The following is a 19199-nucleotide window of genomic DNA, read 5'->3' on the forward strand; positions in this document are numbered from 1 at the left end:
GCCACAAGAAAGAGAGCTGATGCTTGCAATGGGACGTTACCGGTTGATCGCGCTAGATATGGATGGAACGCTGCTGACGGAAGACAAAACGATCTCGGCTGAAAACCGCGCAGCTCTGCTGGCTGCGGAGGATGCAGGCATCAAGGTTGTCTTCGCTACGGGACGCGGCATTCAAAATGCGCTGCCGTATGCGGTCGAGCTTGGCTTGCATTCGCCGCTTGTGACGGTTAACGGCGGCGAGGTGTGGCGGACGCCTGACGAGCTGATGGAGCGGCACACGCTGCAGGCGGAGCAAATCCGTCAGATGCACGAGCTGGCGCTGCAGTACGATCCGTGGTTTTGGGCGTATTCCGTCAGCGGCATTTTCAATAAGGAAACATGGGTGAATGTCGGCAAGCTGGAGGATCGGGAATGGCTGAAGTTCGGCTATTATACCGAAAATCTGGAGGCGCTGCAGGCGATGCGCGAGCAATTGGAGCGCACCGGCTTGTATGAAATTACGAATTCGCATCCATGTAATATCGAGATGAACCCGCGCGGCGTCAACAAGGCGACCGGGCTGCAGACGCTGTGCGAGCTGTATGGCTTCGGGATGTCCGAGGTGATCGCAATGGGCGACAGTCAAAATGACATTGCGATGATTCGGGAAGCCGGACTTGGCGTGGCGATGGGCAATGCCCAGGACGAAGTGAAGGAATTGGCTGATGTAGTCACATTGTCGAATGAAGAGCATGGGGTCGCCAAAATTATTCGCGAGCATGCGCTTGCGTAAGCGGGGTTAAGTCGGGGGCGAAGGTGACGCTGGTGCTGATGCTGCTGGCGAGGCCGGTGTTGTTGGAGAACTCGGCTGCGCGCAGATGGGGCCGGACGGTGTGAGCAAAGAGGAGGAGCCGGGTTGATTATTACCGCTTGGGTCATCATCATCGTATTATTTCTGGTTGGCATGGCGGGAGCCGTGTACCCGGTGCTGCCGGGAGCGCTGGCAATTTACGCCGCTTTCTTTGTCTATGGCTGGATGATCGGCTTTGAGCCGTTCGGCGTCTGGTTTTGGCTGCTGCAAACAACGCTGGTCGCGGTGCTGATGATCGCCGATTATTTAGTCAGCGCCCTCGGGGTGAAAAAGTTCGGCGGCAATCGGGCCTCTGTGATCGGCAGTACGATCGGACTGATCATTGGGCCGTTTGTCATCCCGGTTGTCGGGCTTATCGCTGGGCCATTTCTCGGTGCGGTAGCGGGCGAGCTGGTGGTCGGCACGCCGATACGCCAATCGCTGCGCGCCGGACTTGGGGCGCTGGTCGGATTTTTTTCCGGTCTCGTTATCAAGGTTATTTTGCAGGGGCTCATGATTGTGCTGTTTATCATCTGGGTTGTACGTTATACATAACGTGTTTCACAAGGCTTGTCATCATGCAGGCCGCATCGTGCGCCTTCCTGCCGGAGTCGTACAGCGGACAAGGAACGGATCAGGAAGAAGGGACTAGGCTTGGCGAAGGATTCCAGAGATTCATTAGTAAAGGGAACGCTAATTTTGACGCTGGCGGCGCTTGTGGCACGGGCGCTTGGCATCGTACAGCGCATCCCGCTCGTTTATTTGCTCGGAGATATCGGGATGGCGGCGTACGGTATCGCCTTTAATCTGTACTCCGTGCTGCTGGTGGTGGCTACAGCGGGCATTCCGAGCGCGCTGAGCAAAATGATCTCCGAGCGGACGGCGCTCGGACGGCATGAGGAGGCGGACCGGATTTACCGGGCCGCCCTGCTGTTTGCCGTTGTCGCCGGCGTCGTGATGACAGCGGTTATGTTTGCGGGCGCGCCTTATTTTGCGCACAGCATTTTGAACCCGCAGGCGACGCTGCCGATTCAGGCGATTGCGCCTGCGCTGCTGCTGTTCCCGCTGATCGCGATCATGCGGGGGTATTTCCAGGGTCGGCGAATGATGATGCCGGGCGGAATCTCCCAGATCATCGAGCAAATTTTCCGCGTCGCGACCTCGGTGGCGCTCGCGTATTTGCTGCTCAGCCACAGCCTGGATGTGGCGGTGGCTGGCGCTTCCTTCGGCGGCGTGATGGGCAGCGTGGCTGCGGCCGTCGTGATGCTGTATTACACGCTGCGTCTGCGGCGGCGTGACCGGAGCGAGCGCAGCGCCGCGGCGCACGGAGCAGCGGCCGGGATGGACGCTGCAGCGGAGCCGCCTGTTGGCTCGCGGCCGGCAGCCGCGGCGCAGGGACGTTCCGCTAATGGACAGCCTGGTAGTACGCCGGCGGCGGGAGCTGCCGGCCGCCCGGCTTTGCCGACCGCCGCGCCGCTGAGCTTCCGTGCGATTTATGCGCAGCTGTTCCGGCTGTCCGTGCCGATCGTCATTTTCTCGATGACCGTAACGCTGATCTACACGATCGACTCCTCGATTGTGACTTTGCTGCTCAAGGATCAGGCCGGGGAGCAAGGGGCGCGTGAGCTGCTGGGGATTTTGACAGGCCGGGCGCAGTCGCTGGCCGGTATTCCGATTATTTTGGCCGTGGCGCTCAGCCAGTCCATCGTGCCGATTATTTCCGGCGCTTTTTCGCAGGGTGATATGAAGCAGGTATCGGCGCAGACGTCGAAGGTGCTGCAGCTTTCGCTGCTCTCCGGGCTGCCGATGGTGCTCGTCATTGCGCTTGGCGCAACGCCGCTTAACGCGTTTATTTTCGGCAATGCGACGGAGTCAGCGATTGTCGCCCAACATGCGGGACCGATGATCGCGGCGCTGACCGTTTCGGCCATTTTCCAGATCATGATGCAAACCTCAGGCGCCGTGCTGATGGGGATGGGACGGATGCGGCCGCTGGTGCTTGGCGTCGTGGTCGGCATTGCGGCCAAGCTGGCGCTGAGCTTTGTGCTGGCCCCAGTGTGGGGGATTTATGGCATTATCGCGGCCACCGCGTTATGTTTTATTTTAATGGCTTTCATTAATTTACAGGTGCTGCACCGGGCTGTGCCCTTCCGCATCTTTGCAGCACGCCGCTGGCTGGGACTTGCCGTGGCGACAGCGCTTGTGGCGGCTGGAGGACTGCTGCTGGATACGGCGGCCGAGGCGTATATCCAGCCGTTTGCGGCCGTTCGGGCCAATGCTTTTGTGCAGGCGGTTGTCGTCTGCGGCGCGGTCGGCATGTTGTATGTCGTGCTGTTGTTTGCGACGCGCGTGATGACGCTGAAGGACTTGAACAGCTTGCCGGGTCCGCTGCGCAAATTGCTAAAGCCGCTGCTGTCCAGGCTGCCTTCGTCGAAATCGTAAGCTGCAGCGATAACGCGGGCCAGGTCAGTCCTCCCGTACAGCAAAAATCCGGATTGGAGCTTAGTGAGGCTCCGGCCCGGATTTTTGCTATAGTACCGGTATCTGCCGCTTTTCTAAACATCTCATCCCGTCAGAAGTTCTCACCAGAGGTTTTCTTCCTATACGGCTGCCGATGACGCCGTGTCTCTGCCCCGTTCCCGGCTACACAAACAGCTCGCCGGCCAGCGCGGCCAGCTCGATCCTTTTCAAGCCGCGGCCGTAAGCGTCGGTGAGGTCATAGGCGGCCGGAGGCGGGATGTCGCCAAGATCCTTCAGCGCGGACAAGTCCCGGAACCAGTCGCCCGGCTCTGGCGGGGCGACCGGACGGTCCGGCCAGACTGCGGTCAGCGCCGGACTGAACAGCCGCGCGGCTCCGGGCTGCAGCCGGAGGCCGTCCAGCTTTTCGCGAAGCTGCCCGCGCCGCGGCGGAGGCCCCTCGCGTACCGGCGCAAACAGCTGCGGCCAATAGTCGGCGCGGGAGCCGGTATGACGCCGGGTGTAGGCGAAGCGGACCGCGCCGGCGTGTACGTCGGGGACGGCAAACAGCATCGCGTACAGCTGCTTGCCGACGCCGATTCGCTCGTTGAGACTGCTGAAGCTTTCCACAGCAAGTCCGGCCAGCCGCCACTCGCCGTCGCACAAGTAAGGAAACACCACCTGGTTCAGCTGCAGCAGCGATTGAAGCTGGAAAAACAGCGTGTCGACAACCTGCTGCCGGTAGGCGGGGTTGCGCACGACACGTTCTTCAATGTAATGCTGCTCATTGATAATGAGCCCGATCGTTAACAGTGAGGAGCTGCGCGTTTCCCAGAATTGCTCCCACAGCGGCCGCATCAAGGCGGACACGCCCAGCTCAGGCAGCAGATGAAACAGCGGACGGCGCGCCAGCAGGCTCGCTTCATACAACAGCAGCTGCGGGTAAGCGTCCCGGAAAATCAGCGCATTCGCCCGTTCCAGAAAGCCGAACACCCATGCGCGCTGCTCGCGGTTCAGCAGCAGCGGCACAAATTCACCGCGCAGATCCGTCATACTCCAGCCGCCGTTACGCGAGACGAGATGCGCAAGCAGCGCCCAGTGCAGCTCGGGGCGGTCGCGGTACACCCGCAAATAGGTAGCGGTGCGGGTCAGGTTGTTGCGGTTGCTGGCGTCGCGTTCCGCGATGAGGCGTGCCAGCAGAGAGCGCTCCTCCCAGCCGAGCGGCTTCCGGGCGGCAGCTCCTGAAGGCCCGTGTGGGGCCAGAGCGAGCTTCCAGCGGCAATGTGCCGCCAGTTTTCGCCGGTCAGCCGCATCGACCGTGATGGCCGCTCCGGCAGACGAAGAGGTCAGCCGGGCGGCTAGGCGTATCGGGGCGTGAAGCAAGCGCTGGACGCAGTCGCCGACCCGTCGGACAAGCTTTCCCGCCGCGACTGCGGCGCTCTGCCAAGCGGAAGCTGAAGCAGGCTCGTGTTTCATAACGTCACTTCCTGTGTGAAAATTTAGAAGATTAATCAACGAATGTTTCCTGAATTTCCGGAATAAGTGAAACATTTTACCGTCCTGCTGCGTATATAACAAGCGGGACTCATGCTTACATAACCTTATTCAGGAGGTAGGATATGAAGAAAAGAAGTTGGAATCTCAAGGCTGGCCTTATGGCGTCAGCGCTGGCAGTTGGATTGGCAGGCTGTGTGCCTGTCGGGAACGTAGATGTGAATAAAGCGATATCGAATATGTATGCGATCAAGTCGTCGCAATCCACTTCGAGTATTACGGTGGAGCTGGCGCAGGACCCGGCGGCCGCGTTGACCGCTGAGCAGAAGAACGTGATGGATCTGCTCAAGCTGGTTAAAATCGACATTACCGATGCCAAGCAGGAAAGTATGATGAAGGCGTCGGCCAAAGGAACAATCAGCTATGGAGCCGTAAAGATTCCGTTCCATATGTCGATTACCGATCTGGAGTATGTGATCAAGATCGAGGGTGCGAAAAAACCGATTGTGATCCAAACGGCGGCTCCGTTAAATAACCCGTTGATGGGCTCCATGCTGACCGCAGAGCTGCAGACGCAGATTAAGGACCTGCAATTGAAGGCTGTTGATTCAATGCCGAAGCTCGTTGGCTTCTTCACGAATAACTTCCCGAATCCGAGGGTCATCTCCGCCGAAACGGCCACAATTACGGTTAACGGTGAATCCGTCGCAACCGACAAGCTGCATATGGAGCTGAAGGGCAGCGAGCTGACCGGCTTGGTGAAGGGCTTCCTCGAAAATGTAATCAAGGACGAGCAGGGCTTTAAGGAATTTATCGCGGTTCTTTACGATTTGTACGTGCCGTTTATCAAGGAAGGCATGAAGGCGGCGCAGGCGTCCCAGCCGGAGGGAGCAGGCGGCATGACGAGGGATCAGATTACGCCATTCCTGGAAAACAAGACGCTGGCCGTTGAATTTATCCATACGTTCCTCAAGACGCAAATCCAGACGCTGCTCGCCGATTATGACAAAACGATCGAAACGATGTCGGCTCCAGGCGCTGACGGCAGCTCGCTTAACGATGTGCTGAATGACAAGCAGTCGCTCAGCATGGACATTTATCTGGACAAAGATCATTTCGCCCGCAAATCGTCTGCAGAGCTGCAGCTGCAGTTCCCGAACTCTGAGCAGCATGGTCTGAAGTCGCTCAAGGTTACGGCAACCAGCGACATGTGGGACATCAATAAGCCGGTCACCATGGATAAAGTGGACGTCTCCGGCGGCGTCATCAACTGGCTGGGCGATTCCGGCCGATTGACCGCAAGCAGGTTGGTCGGCTCGCTTGACCCGCAATCCGAGCTGTATAAGCTGCTGAAGAATGAGCTGAAGATCACGAAAAAAGCGATCAGCATGCAAATTCCGGAAGCTGGCGCAGAAACATGGAGCTTCCTGCCGCAGCCGTATAACCAGGATGGCACCGTCATGGTACCTGTGCGCTTCGCTACCGAGCAGCTTGACGCTGAAGTGAAGTGGGACGCAGCAACCAAGCAAGTACACATTACGGACCCGCTGACAGGCAATGTAGCGATTTTGACGCTAGACAGTAAGCAGGCGACGGTAAATGGTCAAGCCTTCGAGCTGGAGCAGGCTGCAACGCTGGTTGACGGCAACACGTACGTTCCGGTTCGCTTCGTAGCTGAAAGCATGAAGGCGAAGGTTTCCTGGACACAGGAAACGCAAACGGTAGATATTACTCGCGATTAATCATCATGTCAACTAAGGTATGAAACAGGGCCCGGGGCGCGCAAGCGTTCCGGGCCCTTTGTTAGATTATCCCTGCGGCCGCGTTGTTATGCCTGCTGGCAGTAGCTGAACGGACAGAGGCTGCGTCTCAGCCCTCTTCATGCACTGACGATCCGGAGGGAGGATGCACAGTCACAATGCACAACAAGCAAGCCCCGAACGGCTGTCCAGCTGAGCTGGCTCGTTCGGGGCTTGCTTTTGCAAAGCGACAGGTGCAATGGTCTGTGCCGGGCGGGTCTCAGCAGCGCTGCGTCGGTAAGGAAGCCGGTCCAGTAGTCGTTTCGTAAATTCACTTGGTTGAAACATCGTTTAGAGAGGTCATTTTAGATGCCAGACACCACATCCGAGCTTTTAAAACGATCTACTCGTTGTCTTTGGCTCCGTCGCTTGCCGGGCCGGGCGGCTCGGAGTCCAGGTCGCGGGAGGAGGGGCGAGGCGGTCCGAGCCGACCGGCGCGGGCTGCGGCCTCCCGCAGCAAATATTCGATATGGCTGTTCACGCTGCGGAAATCATCGGCCGCCCATCGTTCGAGCGCCTCGTAGAGCTTCGGGTCCAGCCGCAGCGCGAAGTTTTTTTTGCCAGCCATGGGCGGTTACCTAATACAGCGTTCCTGCATTGATCACAGGACTGGCCGAGCGATCCGACACAATCGCCACCAGCAAGTTATTGATCATCGCAGCCTTGCGTTCCTCATCCAGCTCAATAACGCCCTCCTCCTGCAGTTGGGAGATCGCCAGCTGGACCATGCCGACGGCGCCCTCGACGATTTTGGTGCGGGCGGCGATGATGGCGGTCGCCTGCTGCCGCTGCAGCATGGCGCTGGCGATTTCCGTCGAGTAGGCGAGGTGGGTAAGCCGCGCCTCCATCACTTCAACGCCTGCGACCGACAGCCGCTCCTGAAGCTCGCGGGAAAGCTGGGCCGCTACCTCATCCGAATTGCCGCGCAGCGAGTAGCCGCCTTCCTCGAACGAATCGTACGGGTATTTGCCTGCGACGTGCCGGAGTGCGGTTTCGCTTTGAATTTCCACGAATTGCTCGTAATTGTCCACATCGAAGGTTGCTTTAGCCGAGTCAACGACCCGGAACACAATAACGGCTGCGATTTCGATCGGATTGCCGTCAATATCATTGACCTTGAGCTTGGCGCTGTTGAAGTTGCGGACCCGCAGCGACACCTTCTTCCGGGAAGAGAAGGGAACCGTCATCCAGATTCCGCTTTTGCGAAGCGTTCCGACATAGCTGCCGAAGAAGGTGATGACCATCGCCTGATTAGGCTGCACAATCGTCAAACCGGACAACAAGGTCACATTCAAAAGAATCAAAACGACAGCGATAACCGGCGATTCCGTCTGCACGAGCAGCCAAACGCCCACAGCATCAACGAGGACGAGGACTAGCAAACCGATAAAACCATTCCATATCCAAGGGTTCTTTTCTTGCATGTCAGGACACTCCTTTGGGTTACATATTATTTTGATATTTTTATGATATCACTTTTAGGAATTACTGTAAATCACCAATTTCGCTCATCATTGACATCCCTAAATCGGGGTGTTATAAGTGGGAAAGAGGTGATCTTCATGGAACAAGTGAAAACGGATCAGCGATTCAAGGAAATTGTGGCAGATGACAAGCTGACTGTAGCGGTATTCAAGACGACCTGGTGCAAGGATTGCCATTTCATTGATCCGTTTATGCCGGAAATTGAAGCGGCGTACGAGGACAGACTGCGGCTTATTCATATCGACCGCGACGATCTTCCCGATCTGTGCAGCGAGCTGAACATTTTGGGAATTCCAAGCTTTATTGCCTTCCGCAACGGCCAGGAGCTTGTGCGCTTCGTCAGCAAGCTGCGCAAGACGAGAGACGAGATCGAGCAATTTCTCGACCGTGCGGTTGAGGTAGCCGCCGCCGTCAATTCGTAAGACGAACGGAGCCACAGCTCCGGACCATAGCTGCACCAGGGAGAAGTCCAGTCGAGCTGCATCAGGCGCGGCGGGGCTTCTTCTTTCATGGCTTTGTAACAATTCCGAATGGAATTGACCTATATTAATCGTTATAATATGAGAAGAACGTTCGTTTAATCGAAAAAACAGATGGGAAGCGGATGACTATGGAACGCAGAATGAAAAATCTCTCGCTTGCCAGCATGCTCGGCATGTTTTTGATTCTCGTGATGGGCGCGCTTGTGACCAAGACGGAGTCGGGCCGGGGCTGCGGGGATGACTGGCCGCTGTGCAATGGCAGATTTGTACCTGCTTATACGATTGAATCAATGATTGAATACAGTCACCGCTTTGTTGTGGGCGTTGTCGGCCTGATTTTGCTGGCAACGACGATTTTGGTTTTCATGTATAGCCGACGGAAGGATGCGAAATGGTATGTCGGCGGCGCGATGTTTTTCACGCTGCTGCAGGCCGCGCTGGGCGCAATGGCTGTTGTGTGGCCGCAATCGTCGGCGATTCTCGCGCTGCACTTCGGATTTTCGCTGATGTCGTTTGCGTTTACGCTGCTGCTTTATCTTGTCTTTACCCGTTACGGGGACGCGATGTATCGAGGCGACGGCACCCGGCTGACTCGCGGCGTCCGGCAGTTGATCTGGGGAATTTGGGTTTACAGCTATGTGGTCGTATATTTGGGCGCGTTCGTCCGTCATACCGAGGCGATGGGCGGCTGTATCGGGTGGCCGTTGTGCAACGGCCAGGTCATTCCCGAGCTGACCGGGCCGACAACGGTCGCTTTTATTCACCGTGTCGCTGCGGCTTTGCTTGGTGTGTCGCTGCTGATTTTGTTTGTGCTTGTGCGTGGACAAGCTAGCCGTGACAGCGCGGTGTACCGGACTGTCCGCATGTCGTTTATTCTTGTACTGCTGCAAATTTTGAGCGGCGGGTTCGTAACGCTGGCGATCGGCTACGATATTTATTTGCTGGCGAGTTTGCTGCATGCGGTGCTCATCTCATGTTTATTCGGTCTACTTTGTTATGTAGCGATTGCTTCCCTGCATACGGCCGGACAGCAAGTCAAGGCTTACGGAGCAAACAGGCTGCCGTAGGCCTTGTTCTCCATCTAAAGGATTAAGGACTTACCTGACTTCTTGAACGATAAACGGTTTAATTTGAATACAGGGGGCATGTCATAGCTATGAGGTTTGCCAATTTACGCACTTTTCTGGAGGCGCTGCGACAGGAAAAGGAACTGCAGGTCATTTCCGCGCCGGTTGACCCGAATCTGGAGCTTGCTGAAATTCACCGTCGCGTCATCGAGGCGGAAGGACCGGCGCTGCTGTTTACGAATGTAAAAGGGGCTTCCTTCCCGGTCGTTACGAATTTGTTCGGGACGGCGCGGCGCGTTAATCTGGCTTTCGGCCCCAAGCCGGAGCAGCTGATGAAGCAAATCGTCGGCGCGATGGATACGCTGCTGCCGCCGACGCCCAAGGCGATCTGGGAGCAGCGTCAGCTGCTGTTTGATCTGCTCAAGGTCGGCACGAAGCAGGTCGGCCAGGATGCGGCGCCTTTACTCCAGATGTGCAAGGCAGACGCGCCGCTTGCCGGGTTGCCGGTCATCACGTCCTGGCAGGAGGACGGCGGTCCGTTCGTGACGCTGCCGCTTGTGTATACCGAGCATCCGGAAACGAAGCACCATAACCTTGGCATGTACCGGATGCAAGTATACGATGCGCAGACGACGGGGATGCATTGGCAAATTCATAAAGGCGGCGGCTTCCACTACCATGAAGCGGAGCTGCGCAACGAGGCGTTTCCGGTGACCGTATTTCTGGGCGGTCCGCCGGCGCTAATTGCTTCAGCGATTGCTCCGGTGCCCGAGCATTTGCCTGAGCTGATGCTTACCTCGCTGATGCTTGGCCAGAAGCTGCCGCTGGTGGAAAACCCGCGCGGCGGTCACCGGCTCATTGCCGAGGCGGAATTTGCGATCAGCGGCAAGGTGCCGCCGCATGTGCGCCGCCCGGAAGGCCCGTTCGGCGATCACTTTGGCTATTACTCGCTGATTCATGATTTTCCTGTGTTCGAGGTTGACCATGTGTGGCATCGCAAGGATGCGATCTACCCGGCGACAATTGTCGGCAAGCCGCGCCAGGAGGACTACTATCTGGGCGAATATTTGCAGCGGCTGCTTGCTCCGGCCTTCCCGATGGCGATGCCGGGCGTCAAGGAGCTGTGGGCGTATGCGGAGACGGGCGTGCATCCGCTTGCGGCCGCTGTCGTGCGGGAAAGCTACAGCCGCGAGGCGCTGTCCACCGCCTTCCGCATTCTTGGCGAAGGGCAGCTGACATTGACCAAGTTTCTGATCGTAACCAACCAGCCGGTCGAGCTGAGCAACTTCCCGCAGCTGCTGGAGACGGTGCTGGAGCGATTTGATCCGCAGCAGGATTTATTTATTTTCAACAAGACGTCGCATGATACGCTGGATTACACCGGAGACCGGCTTAACCACGGCAGCAAGGCCGTGCTGCTCGGCGTCGGCGAGCCGAAACGCAAGCTGCCTTCGAGCTATGAAAGCGGCCAGCTTCCCGGCATCCACAGCGCCGCGCCGTACTGCCGCGGCTGTCTCGTTGTCGCGGGCGCAAGCTTCAGCGAAGATCCGGAGCTGGGAGCCCGACTTGTCCGGGATGCAGGAGAACAGTTAGCCGACTGGCCGCTTGTTGTTCTTGCAGACGATACGGCCATTGCCGCCGGACAAACCTCCTTTTTATGGACCGTATTCACCCGCTTCAACCCTGCGGCCGATATGTATGCCGATGCCGAGCTCAAGCGCCACCATATCGGATACCGCGTACCGATCGTCATTGATGCGCGGATGAAGCCGGGGTATCCGGACGAGCTGTTCCCGCGGGAAGACATCGTGGAGCTGGTCGATTCGCGTTGGAAGGAATATTTTGCGTAAGGCTATCCATATTGCACATCGCACATCAAGGGAGGAATCCGCATGCTGTACACGAACATTTTGGTAGCGTACGATGGTTCGGAAATTTCGGAGCGCGCCTTGGAGGCGGGGGCCAGACTGGCCGCGCTGAGTCCGGAGGCGAAGCTGCAGGTGGTGCACGTATTTAACTGGCCGATGCTGGTCGTCGGCGATTCGTTTGTAGCCGCTCCGCCTTTGATGGAGAAGGAAGAGGTCGAGTACAGCCAGGCGCTGGAGGAGCGCGCCAAGGTTCATGCAAGCCGCTCCGGCGCAGCGCATGTCGAGGTCGTCACGCTGCAGGGCTCTCCGGCCAAAGTCATTCTGGAGCATGCCGCGAAGGCAGGCTCGGACGTCATTGTGATCGGCAGCCGGGGACTGAGCGGATTAAGTGAATTTGTACTCGGCAGCGTCAGCCATAATGTGGTGCAGCATGCGCCGATTCCGGTGCTAGTGGTCAAATAGGGCAAGCCTTGAATGCCAATGCCATCGCTTCATGAACATGCAGGACCTTATGCTCCGCGAGCCGGCGGTCGCTAAGGTCCTTTCGTTCTTTCGTTTACGATGGCTTGGCTTGCGAGCAACCGCGGCCGGGCAAGGCAGGCATAGTGTTCCCGGCATGCATGGGGTATACTAGCAGAAGACCCCGGCATAAGGCGAGAATGGAGCGTGCGATATGTTACGAGCATTATTCAACGAACCTCCGAGGAAAGAGGAGGGACTGCTGCGGGAAGCGAATCAGGCGATCCGGCGTTATATGCATGCGCTTACGCTTATCCCGAAGGAGCGGCAGACGACACAGGAGCAGCGCTTTGCGATCTGGAGCCGCAGCTTTCTGCGTTCCATTGACGAACTGGAGCAAAGCCAATATGCGGCCAAGCGGTACGGCGAGCTTGTTGATACGATGGTTGTGGACCGGATGCCGCCGGATGAGCGCGAGCAGTACCATCGGCATTTATATTATTATAAAAACGCGCTGATCCGGCTGTTTTCCATCCTGGACAAGCTGGGGCAATTTCTGAATGAACGGTTTGCGCTGCAAACGGAGCGAATCAAGTCGCGGTTTTCCTACTTTACCGTGCTGCGGAATATGCACCAAAACAACCTGCACACGGAGCTGGAGCAGATGCTGTACGATCTGAAAATGACGTATAAGGAGCCGGTCGCGCGCCTGCGCAATCAGCGCAATATGGAAATTCATACGATTGACGCCGACCTGCTGGACGACCTGATCCGGGCGCGGGAAAGCAAGCCCGGCGAGCAGATTCGACCGGAAGCGGAGGAAATCGACAGCAATCTGGCCGACCTCGATGCCGGCTGCGAGATGGCGCTGCGGATTATTACGGTCGCGTTTCGATACAGCGCCAAGCACCCGCCGTCTCGCGCTGCAGCACCCAGCCGCGGATCGCAGCGTACAGGCGGCACAGCCAACAGCAGGCCGCGTCGCCGTTGAATCGGGCTTCAGCATCCACTATACTGGAGAAGGTAGATTAAGCCAGCAGGGGGAATGGGCATGAAGCAGCAACGGAAGGTCGCGCTCATTACCGGCAGCGCCAAAGGACTCGGCAAGATGACGGCGCTTGTCCTTGCAGAGCGCGGCTTCGATATTATCATTAATTATGTACACAGCGAAGCCGAAGCCAAGGCATTGTGCGAGCAGATTCAACAGATCGGTGCGGCCTGCTGGGCGATTCAGGCGGATATTTCACGGTCAGCCGACCGCGAGCGGCTGGTGGCGGAGGCGGTCAGCCGTTTCGGCACGATCGACGTCTTAATTAATAACGCCGGTCCGTTTATCCGCGAGCGCCGGTTGTTCAGGGAATATGAGGCTTCCGAAATAGAAGGATTGATGCAGGGCAATTTGCTTGGAGTTATGCATCTGGACCATCTTGTCATTCCGCTGATGCGTGAGCGGCAGTGGGGCCGCATTATTCATTTTGGCTTCGGCCATGCGGCAGAGGCAAGAGGTTGGCCGCACCGGGCGGTTTATGCAGCTGCCAAGGTCGGACTTGTTTCCTTCACGAAAACGTTGGCGGTCGAGGAAGCGGGAGGCGGCATCACCGTCAATATGATATGTCCCGGCGACATACGCGGGGCGAACAAGGAACGGCTTATTGCCGAGGTGCAGCATCTGCAGGACGAGGAGTCTCCGCGCGGTCGGCCGGGAGCCGGCGAAGATATCGCCCGTGTCATCGCATTTCTATGCGAGGATCGGTCTGATTTCCTGACAGGCAATATCATGGACGTGTCCGGTGGTCTCGATCCGATCCGCACGATCATCGGCGGCGGAACGGTGCGCAGCGGCGCAGAGTAAGGCCGCGGGGATTTTGTGAGGCGACGAGTGAGCGGATACGAGACTCAAGTACGACTCAAGTACGACAGCTAGCCCCCACGCTTGAACGGTATCAAGGCGTACAGGCTTAAACAATTCGGAGCATACAAAAAAGCCGACCGTCGCCGGTCGGCTCTTCCCGCAAGCATTAAAATACTTGCATGACTTCCTGAACGCCCTCGACCTCTTCGAGCAGCGCGCGCTCGATGCCGGCCTTCAACGTAATTGTGGAGCTTGGGCAGCTGCCACAAGCACCCATCAATCTCAGCTTGACGATGCCGTCTTCGACGTCCACCAGCTCAACGTCACCGCCGTCGCGCTGCAGGAATGGACGAAGCTTATCTAGAACTTCAAGCACCTCATCATACATCGTGCTTTGTTGCGTATTTTCGCTCATGTGCTTCATCTCCCTTCTACTCCTTATTATAGTACAATCGTCAGAAAATTAAAATGGCTGGAAAGGGGCAATCGTCCGTGAGACCTATTATCGAATTTTGCGCCAGCAACATGCATCACGGCACAGATAAGCTGATGCGCGAGCTGGAAGCCAGCCCGGACTACGATGTGCTGGAGTACGGCTGTCTGGGCAACTGCGGCGAATGTTACCTGGCGGCGTTTGCACTCGTCAACGGGGAAATCGTCGCAGCCGAATCGGCGGAAGCGCTGGAGCAAGCCGTTTTTGGCAAAATCAAAGAGATCGAAGACATGTTCGATCTCCTGAGTGACGCCGATTAGCCGAAGTGGCGTTTGGACATCCAGAGCACGCCGCTCTTGAGCGCCCGCGGCATCATTCCGGTCATGACGGTCCGTTTGCCCATCATGCCGAAGCCTGATTTTTTGCCCAGTGAACCAAGCACGCCCTTGAGCTTGATTTTGCCGAGCTTGGGGGTTTCGTTTTTCCAGATCGCCTTCAGCACATCGGCTACTTGCTCCCCCTGAGCTTCGGCGGCTTGGCCGCTTGGCGAGAAGGGGAGCGACGCACAGTCGCCCACAATATACACATTGGTATAATCGGGGAGCTGGTGGTACTCGTTAATCAGCAGCCGCCCTTGCGCGTCCTTGGGCAGGTTCAGGTTTTGTACGATCGGGCTTGGTTGGATACCGGCCGTCCAGATCGTTACATCCGAGTAGATCAGCTCGCTGCCGTTGTGCAGCACGCCTTGCTCCAGCTGCGACAGCGCGACATGCGTCCGCAGCTCAATGTCATGCTCCAGCATCCATTCGCGGACGAACCGCTGCACCTTTTCGGGGAACGGAGACAATACGCTCGTTCCGCGGTCGATAATGCGGATATTCAGATCGGGACGGCTTTCCCGCAGCTCTGCCGCCATTTCGACTCCGCTGAGACCGCCGCCGACAATCGAAATTTGGCCGTAAGGCTTGGCATCATTGGTCGCCTGATAGGTTCGCCGCGTAGCGGAGAGCGACTGGATGCTTTGGGAAAACTCCTGCGCGCCGACGATGCCGTGGTATTTGTCCACACAGCCGAGCGCAATGACCAGCCAATCGTAGGACAGCGGCTCATCCTGCTCGAAATGGATAAGCCGGGCGTCCGGGTCGACGCTTTTCACTTCGCCGTACTTCAAAATCAGACGCGGATCAACGGGAAACTGGATGCGGATGTCATGATCCGAGACGGTTCCGGCTGCGAGCGCGTAATATTCGGTTTTCAACCCCTGATAAGGCATCCGGTCCACCATAATCATGACCGTGTCGGGCGGGAGCTCCGCATGAAGCAGCTGCTGGGCAACGGTCAGTCCGCCATACCCGCCGCCTAGAATAACAAGTTTTCTCATAAGAACGGCAAACCCTTTCTCCACTGCATGATGTTATTCGTACACCTTGATTTCGTTGTAGAAGGTATCGCGTTCAACCGGAATACGTCCCGCTCCCTTGATCAGAAACACCAGCTCGTCCCGTGTCAGCCCTTCCGGCGAAGTTGCGCCCGCCGCGTGGCTGATCCGCTCCTGAATGATAGTGCCGTGGGCATCGGATGCGCCGAACGTAAAGGCGAGCTGGGTCAGCTGTGTGCCCAGATTAATAAAATACGCCTTCACGTGCTGGATGTTGTCCAGCATCAGGCGGCTGATTGCCAGCGTCCGCAAGTTATCGTAGGCCGACACCCGGCGCTTGATGCTGGCGTCCACGCTCGCAGGCTGAACCGCGTTCGGGATAAACACCATGAACCCGCCGGTTTCGTCCTGCAGCTCGCGCAAGTACATCAGATGGCGAATGCGCTCCTCGTACGTCTCGATGGAGCCGAACAGCATCGTCGCATGGGTTTTCATGCCGAGCTGATGCGCAGTCCGGTGAACGTCCAGCCAGGCGTCTGTGGACGCTTTGTCTACCAGCCGCATTTTTTTTCGGTAGCGCTCCGATAAAATTTCCGCTCCGCCGCCCGGCATCGTGCCGAGTCCCGCTTCGATCAGCGTTTGCAGCACTTCCTTGTAGCTCAGGCCGCTCAGCCGGGAGAAAAATTCGATTTCCGCCGCGGTGTGCGCCTTGATCGTCACTTCCGGATAACGCTGCTTCAGTGCGCGGATGCTGTCTACATAGTATTGGAAAGGGACGTTGGCGTTATGCCCCCCCGTAATATGGAACTCGCGCATCCCTGGATGGTAATGCTGGTCGATGTAGGCAAACATCTCGTCCGGCGTCAGCGTGTAGGCCCCGTCCTGCCCCTCGTCGCGCCGGAAGTGACAGAATGCACAATGCTCCTCGCATACATTGGTAAAATACAGGCTCATGTTGTCGACGAAATATACTTTTTTACCGTTTTTGCGCAAATTGACTTCATTCGCCAATTGACCGATGGTCAGCAAGTCGTCGGTTTCATAAAGAAAGACGCCATCCTCCAACGTGAGGCGTTCGCCATGCTTCACCTTCTCGACGATTGCCGCCATGCGCAGTTGATCGTTGCTGGTCGCGGTGCTCATCAATCCACCTCCGTAACTGGATAGGCGCCCATGGGCAGCTGCTCATGGGCGCAAGTGTGAAAATTAGTACAATCGAAACTGAACGACATATTGAAAAAAAGCCGTGCAACACAATGCCTTGGCAGGACAAATAGACCTGGTCACAGACAATACACCTTATTATAAACCTCATGTCAGGTTGGAGCAATACGGAATAGGAACAAATGCGGGCTCACAGCGGACCGGAACGTGAAAGCGGATATTTTATATGGTAAATATTGTTGAAAAACCCATAAACAAATATGGACGAACTTACAAAAATGCAGAATGTCTATTTGCTAGAACCGCAAAATCTAGTATACTTCATTTTTGTTAGGAGTGAGACGGTACTTGTCGGATAGGTGGGGTGGAGAGCTTGCTGACAGAGGAATGGGCTGACCTGCAATTCATATTGTCGCTGGAGATCGAAGCGGCCCGCGAACGGATGGTTCAGTTAGGCGTCGAGCTGGGGTTGATGCATCCGGAGGTTCATCGGTGCAGCCAGCATCTGGACAGGCTGCTGCTGCGTTTTTATGAAACGGACAGGCTCAGGAAGCAGGTCAGCTGCACAAAGTCGCTTGAGCTGTTGCCTGCAAAGGAGTATACTTTTATATAGAAATAACTTTTGTGTAAGGGAGGCTGAGTTTCTATGATTACGATCAGCGAAACGGCTAGCGATAAAATCAAGCAAATGCTGGAGGCGGAGGAAGCATCGAATCTGTTCCTGCGCATTGGCGTCAAATCAGGCGGCTGCAGCGGTTTTTCCTACGGGATGGGCTTCGATGACAGCGAGCAGGAAGGCGACAAAACGATGGAAATCCACGGGCTGAAGGTTGTAGTGGACGAAGAAAGCGCCAAGTATTTGTACGGCGTCGAGATCGACTTCCAGGACACCGGCATCGGCGGCGGCTTCACGATCCAGAATCCGAATGCCGTCGCATCCTGCGGCTGTGGCCAATCGTTCCGGACCAAGGAAGAGGACGCGGTGCTCGCGCAGCCTTGCGAGGATTAATAGGCAGGAAGTAACCGGCCTCGCGGCAAGCGCGGAGCGGCTGCCTTCCCGGCAATCAGGCGGATATGTCCGCTTCGATGCCGGGGAGGCTATTTTGCGCGCGCGAGGAGGGCTGTGGGTAAGTCGCCGTTGGCCGGACATCTATCCACAGCCGCGAGGCTTGGTTATCCGGTTTGTTAGACCGGTTACCCACATCATCCACAGCAACCGATAAGACCCTCTTGAAACACGACCTCGCTTTTTAGCCCCCGAAACGGCTGCAACCCCCGTTAACTTGGCTAATTTCGGCTGAATAAGCTGTCCAAACGATGTTTTCTCCTGCATATTGCGTAGCTATGAGCGGGTAACTCGCGATGAAGTTGCCTGCTGGCTATAGTCTGGAACCGTATTCATCGGCGATGATGAGGGCAACCCATTCTACAGCACACAGCCGAAAGGAGGAATGTCTGTGATAAGAAAACAAACGTCGGCTTCGCTGGTACCTGGAGGCGTACCTGCCAGCACGATTCGCAGAAGAAGCGCGCTTGCGGCCGATCTGCTGCGAGACAAATGGCTTTATGTCATGATCATTCCGGGAGTTTTATTTTTTATCATTTTCAGGTACATTCCGATGTACGGGATCATCATGGCGTTTCAGGATTACAAGCCGCATCTCGGCTATGCGGGCAGCCCATGGGTCGGACTCAAGCACTTCGACCGGTTTTTCCAGGATCCGCAGTTTTGGCTGCTGTTCCGCAATACGTTTCTGCTGGCGATCTACAATCTGGTCTTTTTCTTCCCCGCGCCGATCCTGCTCGCACTGATGCTTAATGAAGTACGGCAGCAGGTGTTCAAGCGGTTTGTGCAGACACTGGTGTACATTCCGCATTTCGTATCCTGGGTGATCGTGGTAGGGATCTTCTATATTTTACTGACGACTGAAAACGGTTTAATTAATGAAATCATTTTTGCGCTGACCGGTCAGAAAATCGCGTTTTTGCTGGAGCCCGAATGGTTCCGTACCATTATCGTCAGCCAATCCATTTGGAAGGAAATCGGCTGGGGCACGATTATTTTCCTCGCAGCGCTTTCCGGCGTCGATATGCAGCTGTATGAGGCAGCCCGGATTGACGGGGCGGGGCGCTGGCGCCAGCTTTGGCATATTACATTGCCGGCGATTCGCAGCACGATTGTTATTTTGCTCATTTTGCGGCTGGGACATTTTCTCGACACAGGCTTCGAGCAAATTTTCCTGATGCTTGCTCCGACCAATCGCGAGGTCGGAGAGGTGTTCGACACTTACGTGTATACGAAAGGCTTGACGCAAGGACAATACAGCTACAGTGCGGCGGTCGACTTGTTCAAATCGGTGATCGGACTTGTGCTGGTGCTGGGCTCGAACTGGCTGGCCAAGCGGTTCGGTCAGGAGGGCGTGTATTAAGCA

20 protein-coding genes are annotated in these 19199 nt (G+C 56.6%); 14 read left to right on the forward strand and 6 right to left on the reverse strand.

What is annotated here, in order from left to right; translation table 11 throughout:
* Positions 1–28: 28 nt before the first annotated feature.
* The 3 genes from AC6ROY_RS14210 (at position 29) to AC6ROY_RS14220 (ending at position 3271) form a co-directional block, all read left to right on the forward strand.
* On the forward strand, positions 29–772 hold the full coding sequence (locus AC6ROY_RS14210; RefSeq protein ID WP_500101257.1) for a Cof-type HAD-IIB family hydrolase: 744 nt from the start codon (positions 29–31) through the stop codon (positions 770–772).
* A gap of 123 nt (positions 773–895) precedes the next feature.
* Positions 896–1384, forward strand: a complete 489-nt coding sequence (locus AC6ROY_RS14215) for a DUF456 domain-containing protein (RefSeq protein WP_500101196.1) — start codon at positions 896–898, stop codon at positions 1382–1384.
* Between the two features lie 99 nt (positions 1385–1483).
* Positions 1484–3271, forward strand: a complete 1788-nt coding sequence (locus AC6ROY_RS14220; RefSeq protein ID WP_500101197.1) for a putative polysaccharide biosynthesis protein — start codon at positions 1484–1486, stop codon at positions 3269–3271.
* 201 nt (positions 3272–3472) lie between these two features.
* On the opposite strand, the gene AC6ROY_RS14225 is transcribed toward AC6ROY_RS14220, so the two are convergent.
* Positions 3473–4762, reverse strand: a complete 1290-nt coding sequence (locus AC6ROY_RS14225) for a DUF2515 family protein (protein ID WP_500101198.1) — start codon at positions 4760–4762, stop codon at positions 3473–3475.
* A gap of 143 nt (positions 4763–4905) precedes the next feature.
* On the opposite strand from AC6ROY_RS14225, the gene AC6ROY_RS14230 reads away from it, so the two are divergent.
* A complete protein-coding gene (locus AC6ROY_RS14230) occupies positions 4906–6522 on the forward strand; it encodes a stalk domain-containing protein (protein ID WP_500101199.1) in 1617 nt (538 codons plus the stop codon).
* A gap of 400 nt (positions 6523–6922) precedes the next feature.
* Here the strand turns inward: AC6ROY_RS14230 and AC6ROY_RS14235 are convergent, their stop codons facing one another.
* Both AC6ROY_RS14235 and AC6ROY_RS14240 read right to left on the reverse strand, forming a co-directional pair.
* The gene (locus AC6ROY_RS14235; protein WP_500101200.1) at positions 6923–7147 is read right to left on the reverse strand and encodes a type II toxin-antitoxin system antitoxin; all 225 of its coding nucleotides are present in this window, start codon (positions 7145–7147) and stop codon (positions 6923–6925) included.
* A gap of 10 nt (positions 7148–7157) precedes the next feature.
* The gene (locus tag AC6ROY_RS14240) at positions 7158–8003 is read right to left on the reverse strand and encodes an SPFH domain-containing protein (protein ID WP_500101201.1); all 846 of its coding nucleotides are present in this window, start codon (positions 8001–8003) and stop codon (positions 7158–7160) included.
* 138 nt (positions 8004–8141) lie between these two features.
* On the opposite strand from AC6ROY_RS14240, the gene AC6ROY_RS14245 reads away from it, so the two are divergent.
* From AC6ROY_RS14245 to AC6ROY_RS14270, 6 genes are all read left to right on the forward strand, one after another.
* On the forward strand, positions 8142–8486 hold the full coding sequence (locus AC6ROY_RS14245) for a thioredoxin family protein (RefSeq protein WP_500101202.1): 345 nt from the start codon (positions 8142–8144) through the stop codon (positions 8484–8486).
* Between the two features lie 182 nt (positions 8487–8668).
* Positions 8669–9613 carry a COX15/CtaA family protein gene (locus tag AC6ROY_RS14250; RefSeq protein WP_500101203.1) on the forward strand — a complete coding sequence of 315 codons (945 nt, stop codon included), beginning with the start codon at positions 8669–8671 and terminating at the stop codon, positions 9611–9613.
* Positions 9614–9702: 89 nt separating this feature from the next.
* Positions 9703–11463 (forward strand): UbiD family decarboxylase, encoded by a 1761-nt coding sequence (locus AC6ROY_RS14255; RefSeq protein ID WP_500101205.1) that lies wholly within the window; start codon positions 9703–9705, stop codon positions 11461–11463.
* Between the two features lie 42 nt (positions 11464–11505).
* Complete coding sequence (locus AC6ROY_RS14260; RefSeq protein WP_500101206.1) at positions 11506–11943, forward strand: universal stress protein; 438 nt, start codon at positions 11506–11508, stop codon at positions 11941–11943.
* Between the two features lie 211 nt (positions 11944–12154).
* Positions 12155–12931: a Cthe_2314 family HEPN domain-containing protein gene (locus tag AC6ROY_RS14265; protein WP_500101207.1), complete on the forward strand. Its 777-nt coding sequence runs from the start codon at positions 12155–12157 to the stop codon at positions 12929–12931.
* Positions 12932–12991: 60 nt separating this feature from the next.
* On the forward strand, positions 12992–13792 hold the full coding sequence (locus tag AC6ROY_RS14270) for an SDR family oxidoreductase (protein WP_500101208.1): 801 nt from the start codon (positions 12992–12994) through the stop codon (positions 13790–13792).
* Positions 13793–13958: 166 nt separating this feature from the next.
* On the opposite strand, the gene AC6ROY_RS14275 is transcribed toward AC6ROY_RS14270, so the two are convergent.
* Entirely contained in the window at positions 13959–14207 is a 249-nt protein-coding gene (locus AC6ROY_RS14275; protein WP_010493716.1) for a NifU family protein, read from the reverse strand.
* A 77-nt stretch (positions 14208–14284) separates the two neighbouring features.
* Between AC6ROY_RS14275 and AC6ROY_RS14280 the strand changes: the two genes are divergently transcribed.
* Positions 14285–14545 carry a YuzB family protein gene (locus AC6ROY_RS14280; protein WP_500101209.1) on the forward strand — a complete coding sequence of 87 codons (261 nt, stop codon included), beginning with the start codon at positions 14285–14287 and terminating at the stop codon, positions 14543–14545.
* On the opposite strand, the gene AC6ROY_RS14285 is transcribed toward AC6ROY_RS14280, so the two are convergent.
* Together AC6ROY_RS14285 and mqnE are read right to left on the reverse strand one after the other, a co-directional pair.
* Entirely contained in the window at positions 14542–15606 is a 1065-nt protein-coding gene (locus tag AC6ROY_RS14285; protein ID WP_500101210.1) for an NAD(P)/FAD-dependent oxidoreductase, read from the reverse strand. The two genes, AC6ROY_RS14280 and AC6ROY_RS14285, sit on opposite strands and share 4 nt — an antisense overlap.
* Before the next feature lie 33 nt (positions 15607–15639).
* Complete coding sequence (gene mqnE, locus AC6ROY_RS14290) at positions 15640–16746, reverse strand: aminofutalosine synthase MqnE (protein WP_500101211.1); 1107 nt, start codon at positions 16744–16746, stop codon at positions 15640–15642.
* A 394-nt stretch (positions 16747–17140) separates the two neighbouring features.
* Between mqnE and AC6ROY_RS14295 the strand changes: the two genes are divergently transcribed.
* The 3 genes from AC6ROY_RS14295 to AC6ROY_RS14305 all read left to right on the forward strand — a co-directional run bounded on the left by AC6ROY_RS14295 (position 17141) and on the right by AC6ROY_RS14305 (position 19196).
* Entirely contained in the window at positions 17141–17380 is a 240-nt protein-coding gene (locus AC6ROY_RS14295; RefSeq protein WP_500101213.1) for a Spo0E family sporulation regulatory protein-aspartic acid phosphatase, read from the forward strand.
* Positions 17381–17413: 33 nt separating this feature from the next.
* On the forward strand, positions 17414–17776 hold the full coding sequence (locus AC6ROY_RS14300) for a HesB/IscA family protein (RefSeq protein ID WP_500101215.1): 363 nt from the start codon (positions 17414–17416) through the stop codon (positions 17774–17776).
* A gap of 442 nt (positions 17777–18218) precedes the next feature.
* Positions 18219–19196 (forward strand): ABC transporter permease, encoded by a 978-nt coding sequence (locus tag AC6ROY_RS14305; RefSeq protein WP_500101216.1) that lies wholly within the window; start codon positions 18219–18221, stop codon positions 19194–19196.
* The last annotated feature ends 3 nt before the right edge of the window (positions 19197–19199 follow it).

The sequence above is a fragment of the Paenibacillus sp. sg306046 genome (assembly GCF_059821225.1).

Bases quoted from the DNA above. Each gene is read 5' to 3' on its own strand.
- AC6ROY_RS14275 (WP_010493716.1), bottom strand. From the start codon at position 14,207: ATGAGCGAAAATACGCAACAAAGCACGATGTATGATGAGGTGCTTGAA.
- AC6ROY_RS14235 (WP_500101200.1), bottom strand. From the start codon at position 7,147: ATGGCTGGCAAAAAAAACTTCGCGCTGCGGCTGGACCCGAAGCTCTAC.
- AC6ROY_RS14250 (WP_500101203.1), top strand. From the start codon at position 8,669: ATGACTATGGAACGCAGAATGAAAAATCTCTCGCTTGCCAGCATGCTC.
- AC6ROY_RS14305 (WP_500101216.1), top strand. From the start codon at position 18,219: ATGTCTGTGATAAGAAAACAAACGTCGGCTTCGCTGGTACCTGGAGGC.
- AC6ROY_RS14300 (WP_500101215.1), top strand. From the start codon at position 17,414: ATGATTACGATCAGCGAAACGGCTAGCGATAAAATCAAGCAAATGCTG.
- mqnE (WP_500101211.1), bottom strand. From the start codon at position 16,746: ATGAGCACCGCGACCAGCAACGATCAACTGCGCATGGCGGCAATCGTC.
- AC6ROY_RS14230 (WP_500101199.1), top strand. From the start codon at position 4,906: ATGAAGAAAAGAAGTTGGAATCTCAAGGCTGGCCTTATGGCGTCAGCG.
- AC6ROY_RS14210 (WP_500101257.1), top strand. From the start codon at position 29: ATGGGACGTTACCGGTTGATCGCGCTAGATATGGATGGAACGCTGCTG.
- AC6ROY_RS14265 (WP_500101207.1), top strand. From the start codon at position 12,155: ATGTTACGAGCATTATTCAACGAACCTCCGAGGAAAGAGGAGGGACTG.
- AC6ROY_RS14255 (WP_500101205.1), top strand. From the start codon at position 9,703: ATGAGGTTTGCCAATTTACGCACTTTTCTGGAGGCGCTGCGACAGGAA.
- AC6ROY_RS14225 (WP_500101198.1), bottom strand. From the start codon at position 4,762: ATGAAACACGAGCCTGCTTCAGCTTCCGCTTGGCAGAGCGCCGCAGTC.
- AC6ROY_RS14270 (WP_500101208.1), top strand. From the start codon at position 12,992: ATGAAGCAGCAACGGAAGGTCGCGCTCATTACCGGCAGCGCCAAAGGA.
- AC6ROY_RS14285 (WP_500101210.1), bottom strand. From the start codon at position 15,606: ATGAGAAAACTTGTTATTCTAGGCGGCGGGTATGGCGGACTGACCGTT.
- AC6ROY_RS14260 (WP_500101206.1), top strand. From the start codon at position 11,506: ATGCTGTACACGAACATTTTGGTAGCGTACGATGGTTCGGAAATTTCG.
- AC6ROY_RS14245 (WP_500101202.1), top strand. From the start codon at position 8,142: ATGGAACAAGTGAAAACGGATCAGCGATTCAAGGAAATTGTGGCAGAT.
- AC6ROY_RS14240 (WP_500101201.1), bottom strand. From the start codon at position 8,003: ATGCAAGAAAAGAACCCTTGGATATGGAATGGTTTTATCGGTTTGCTA.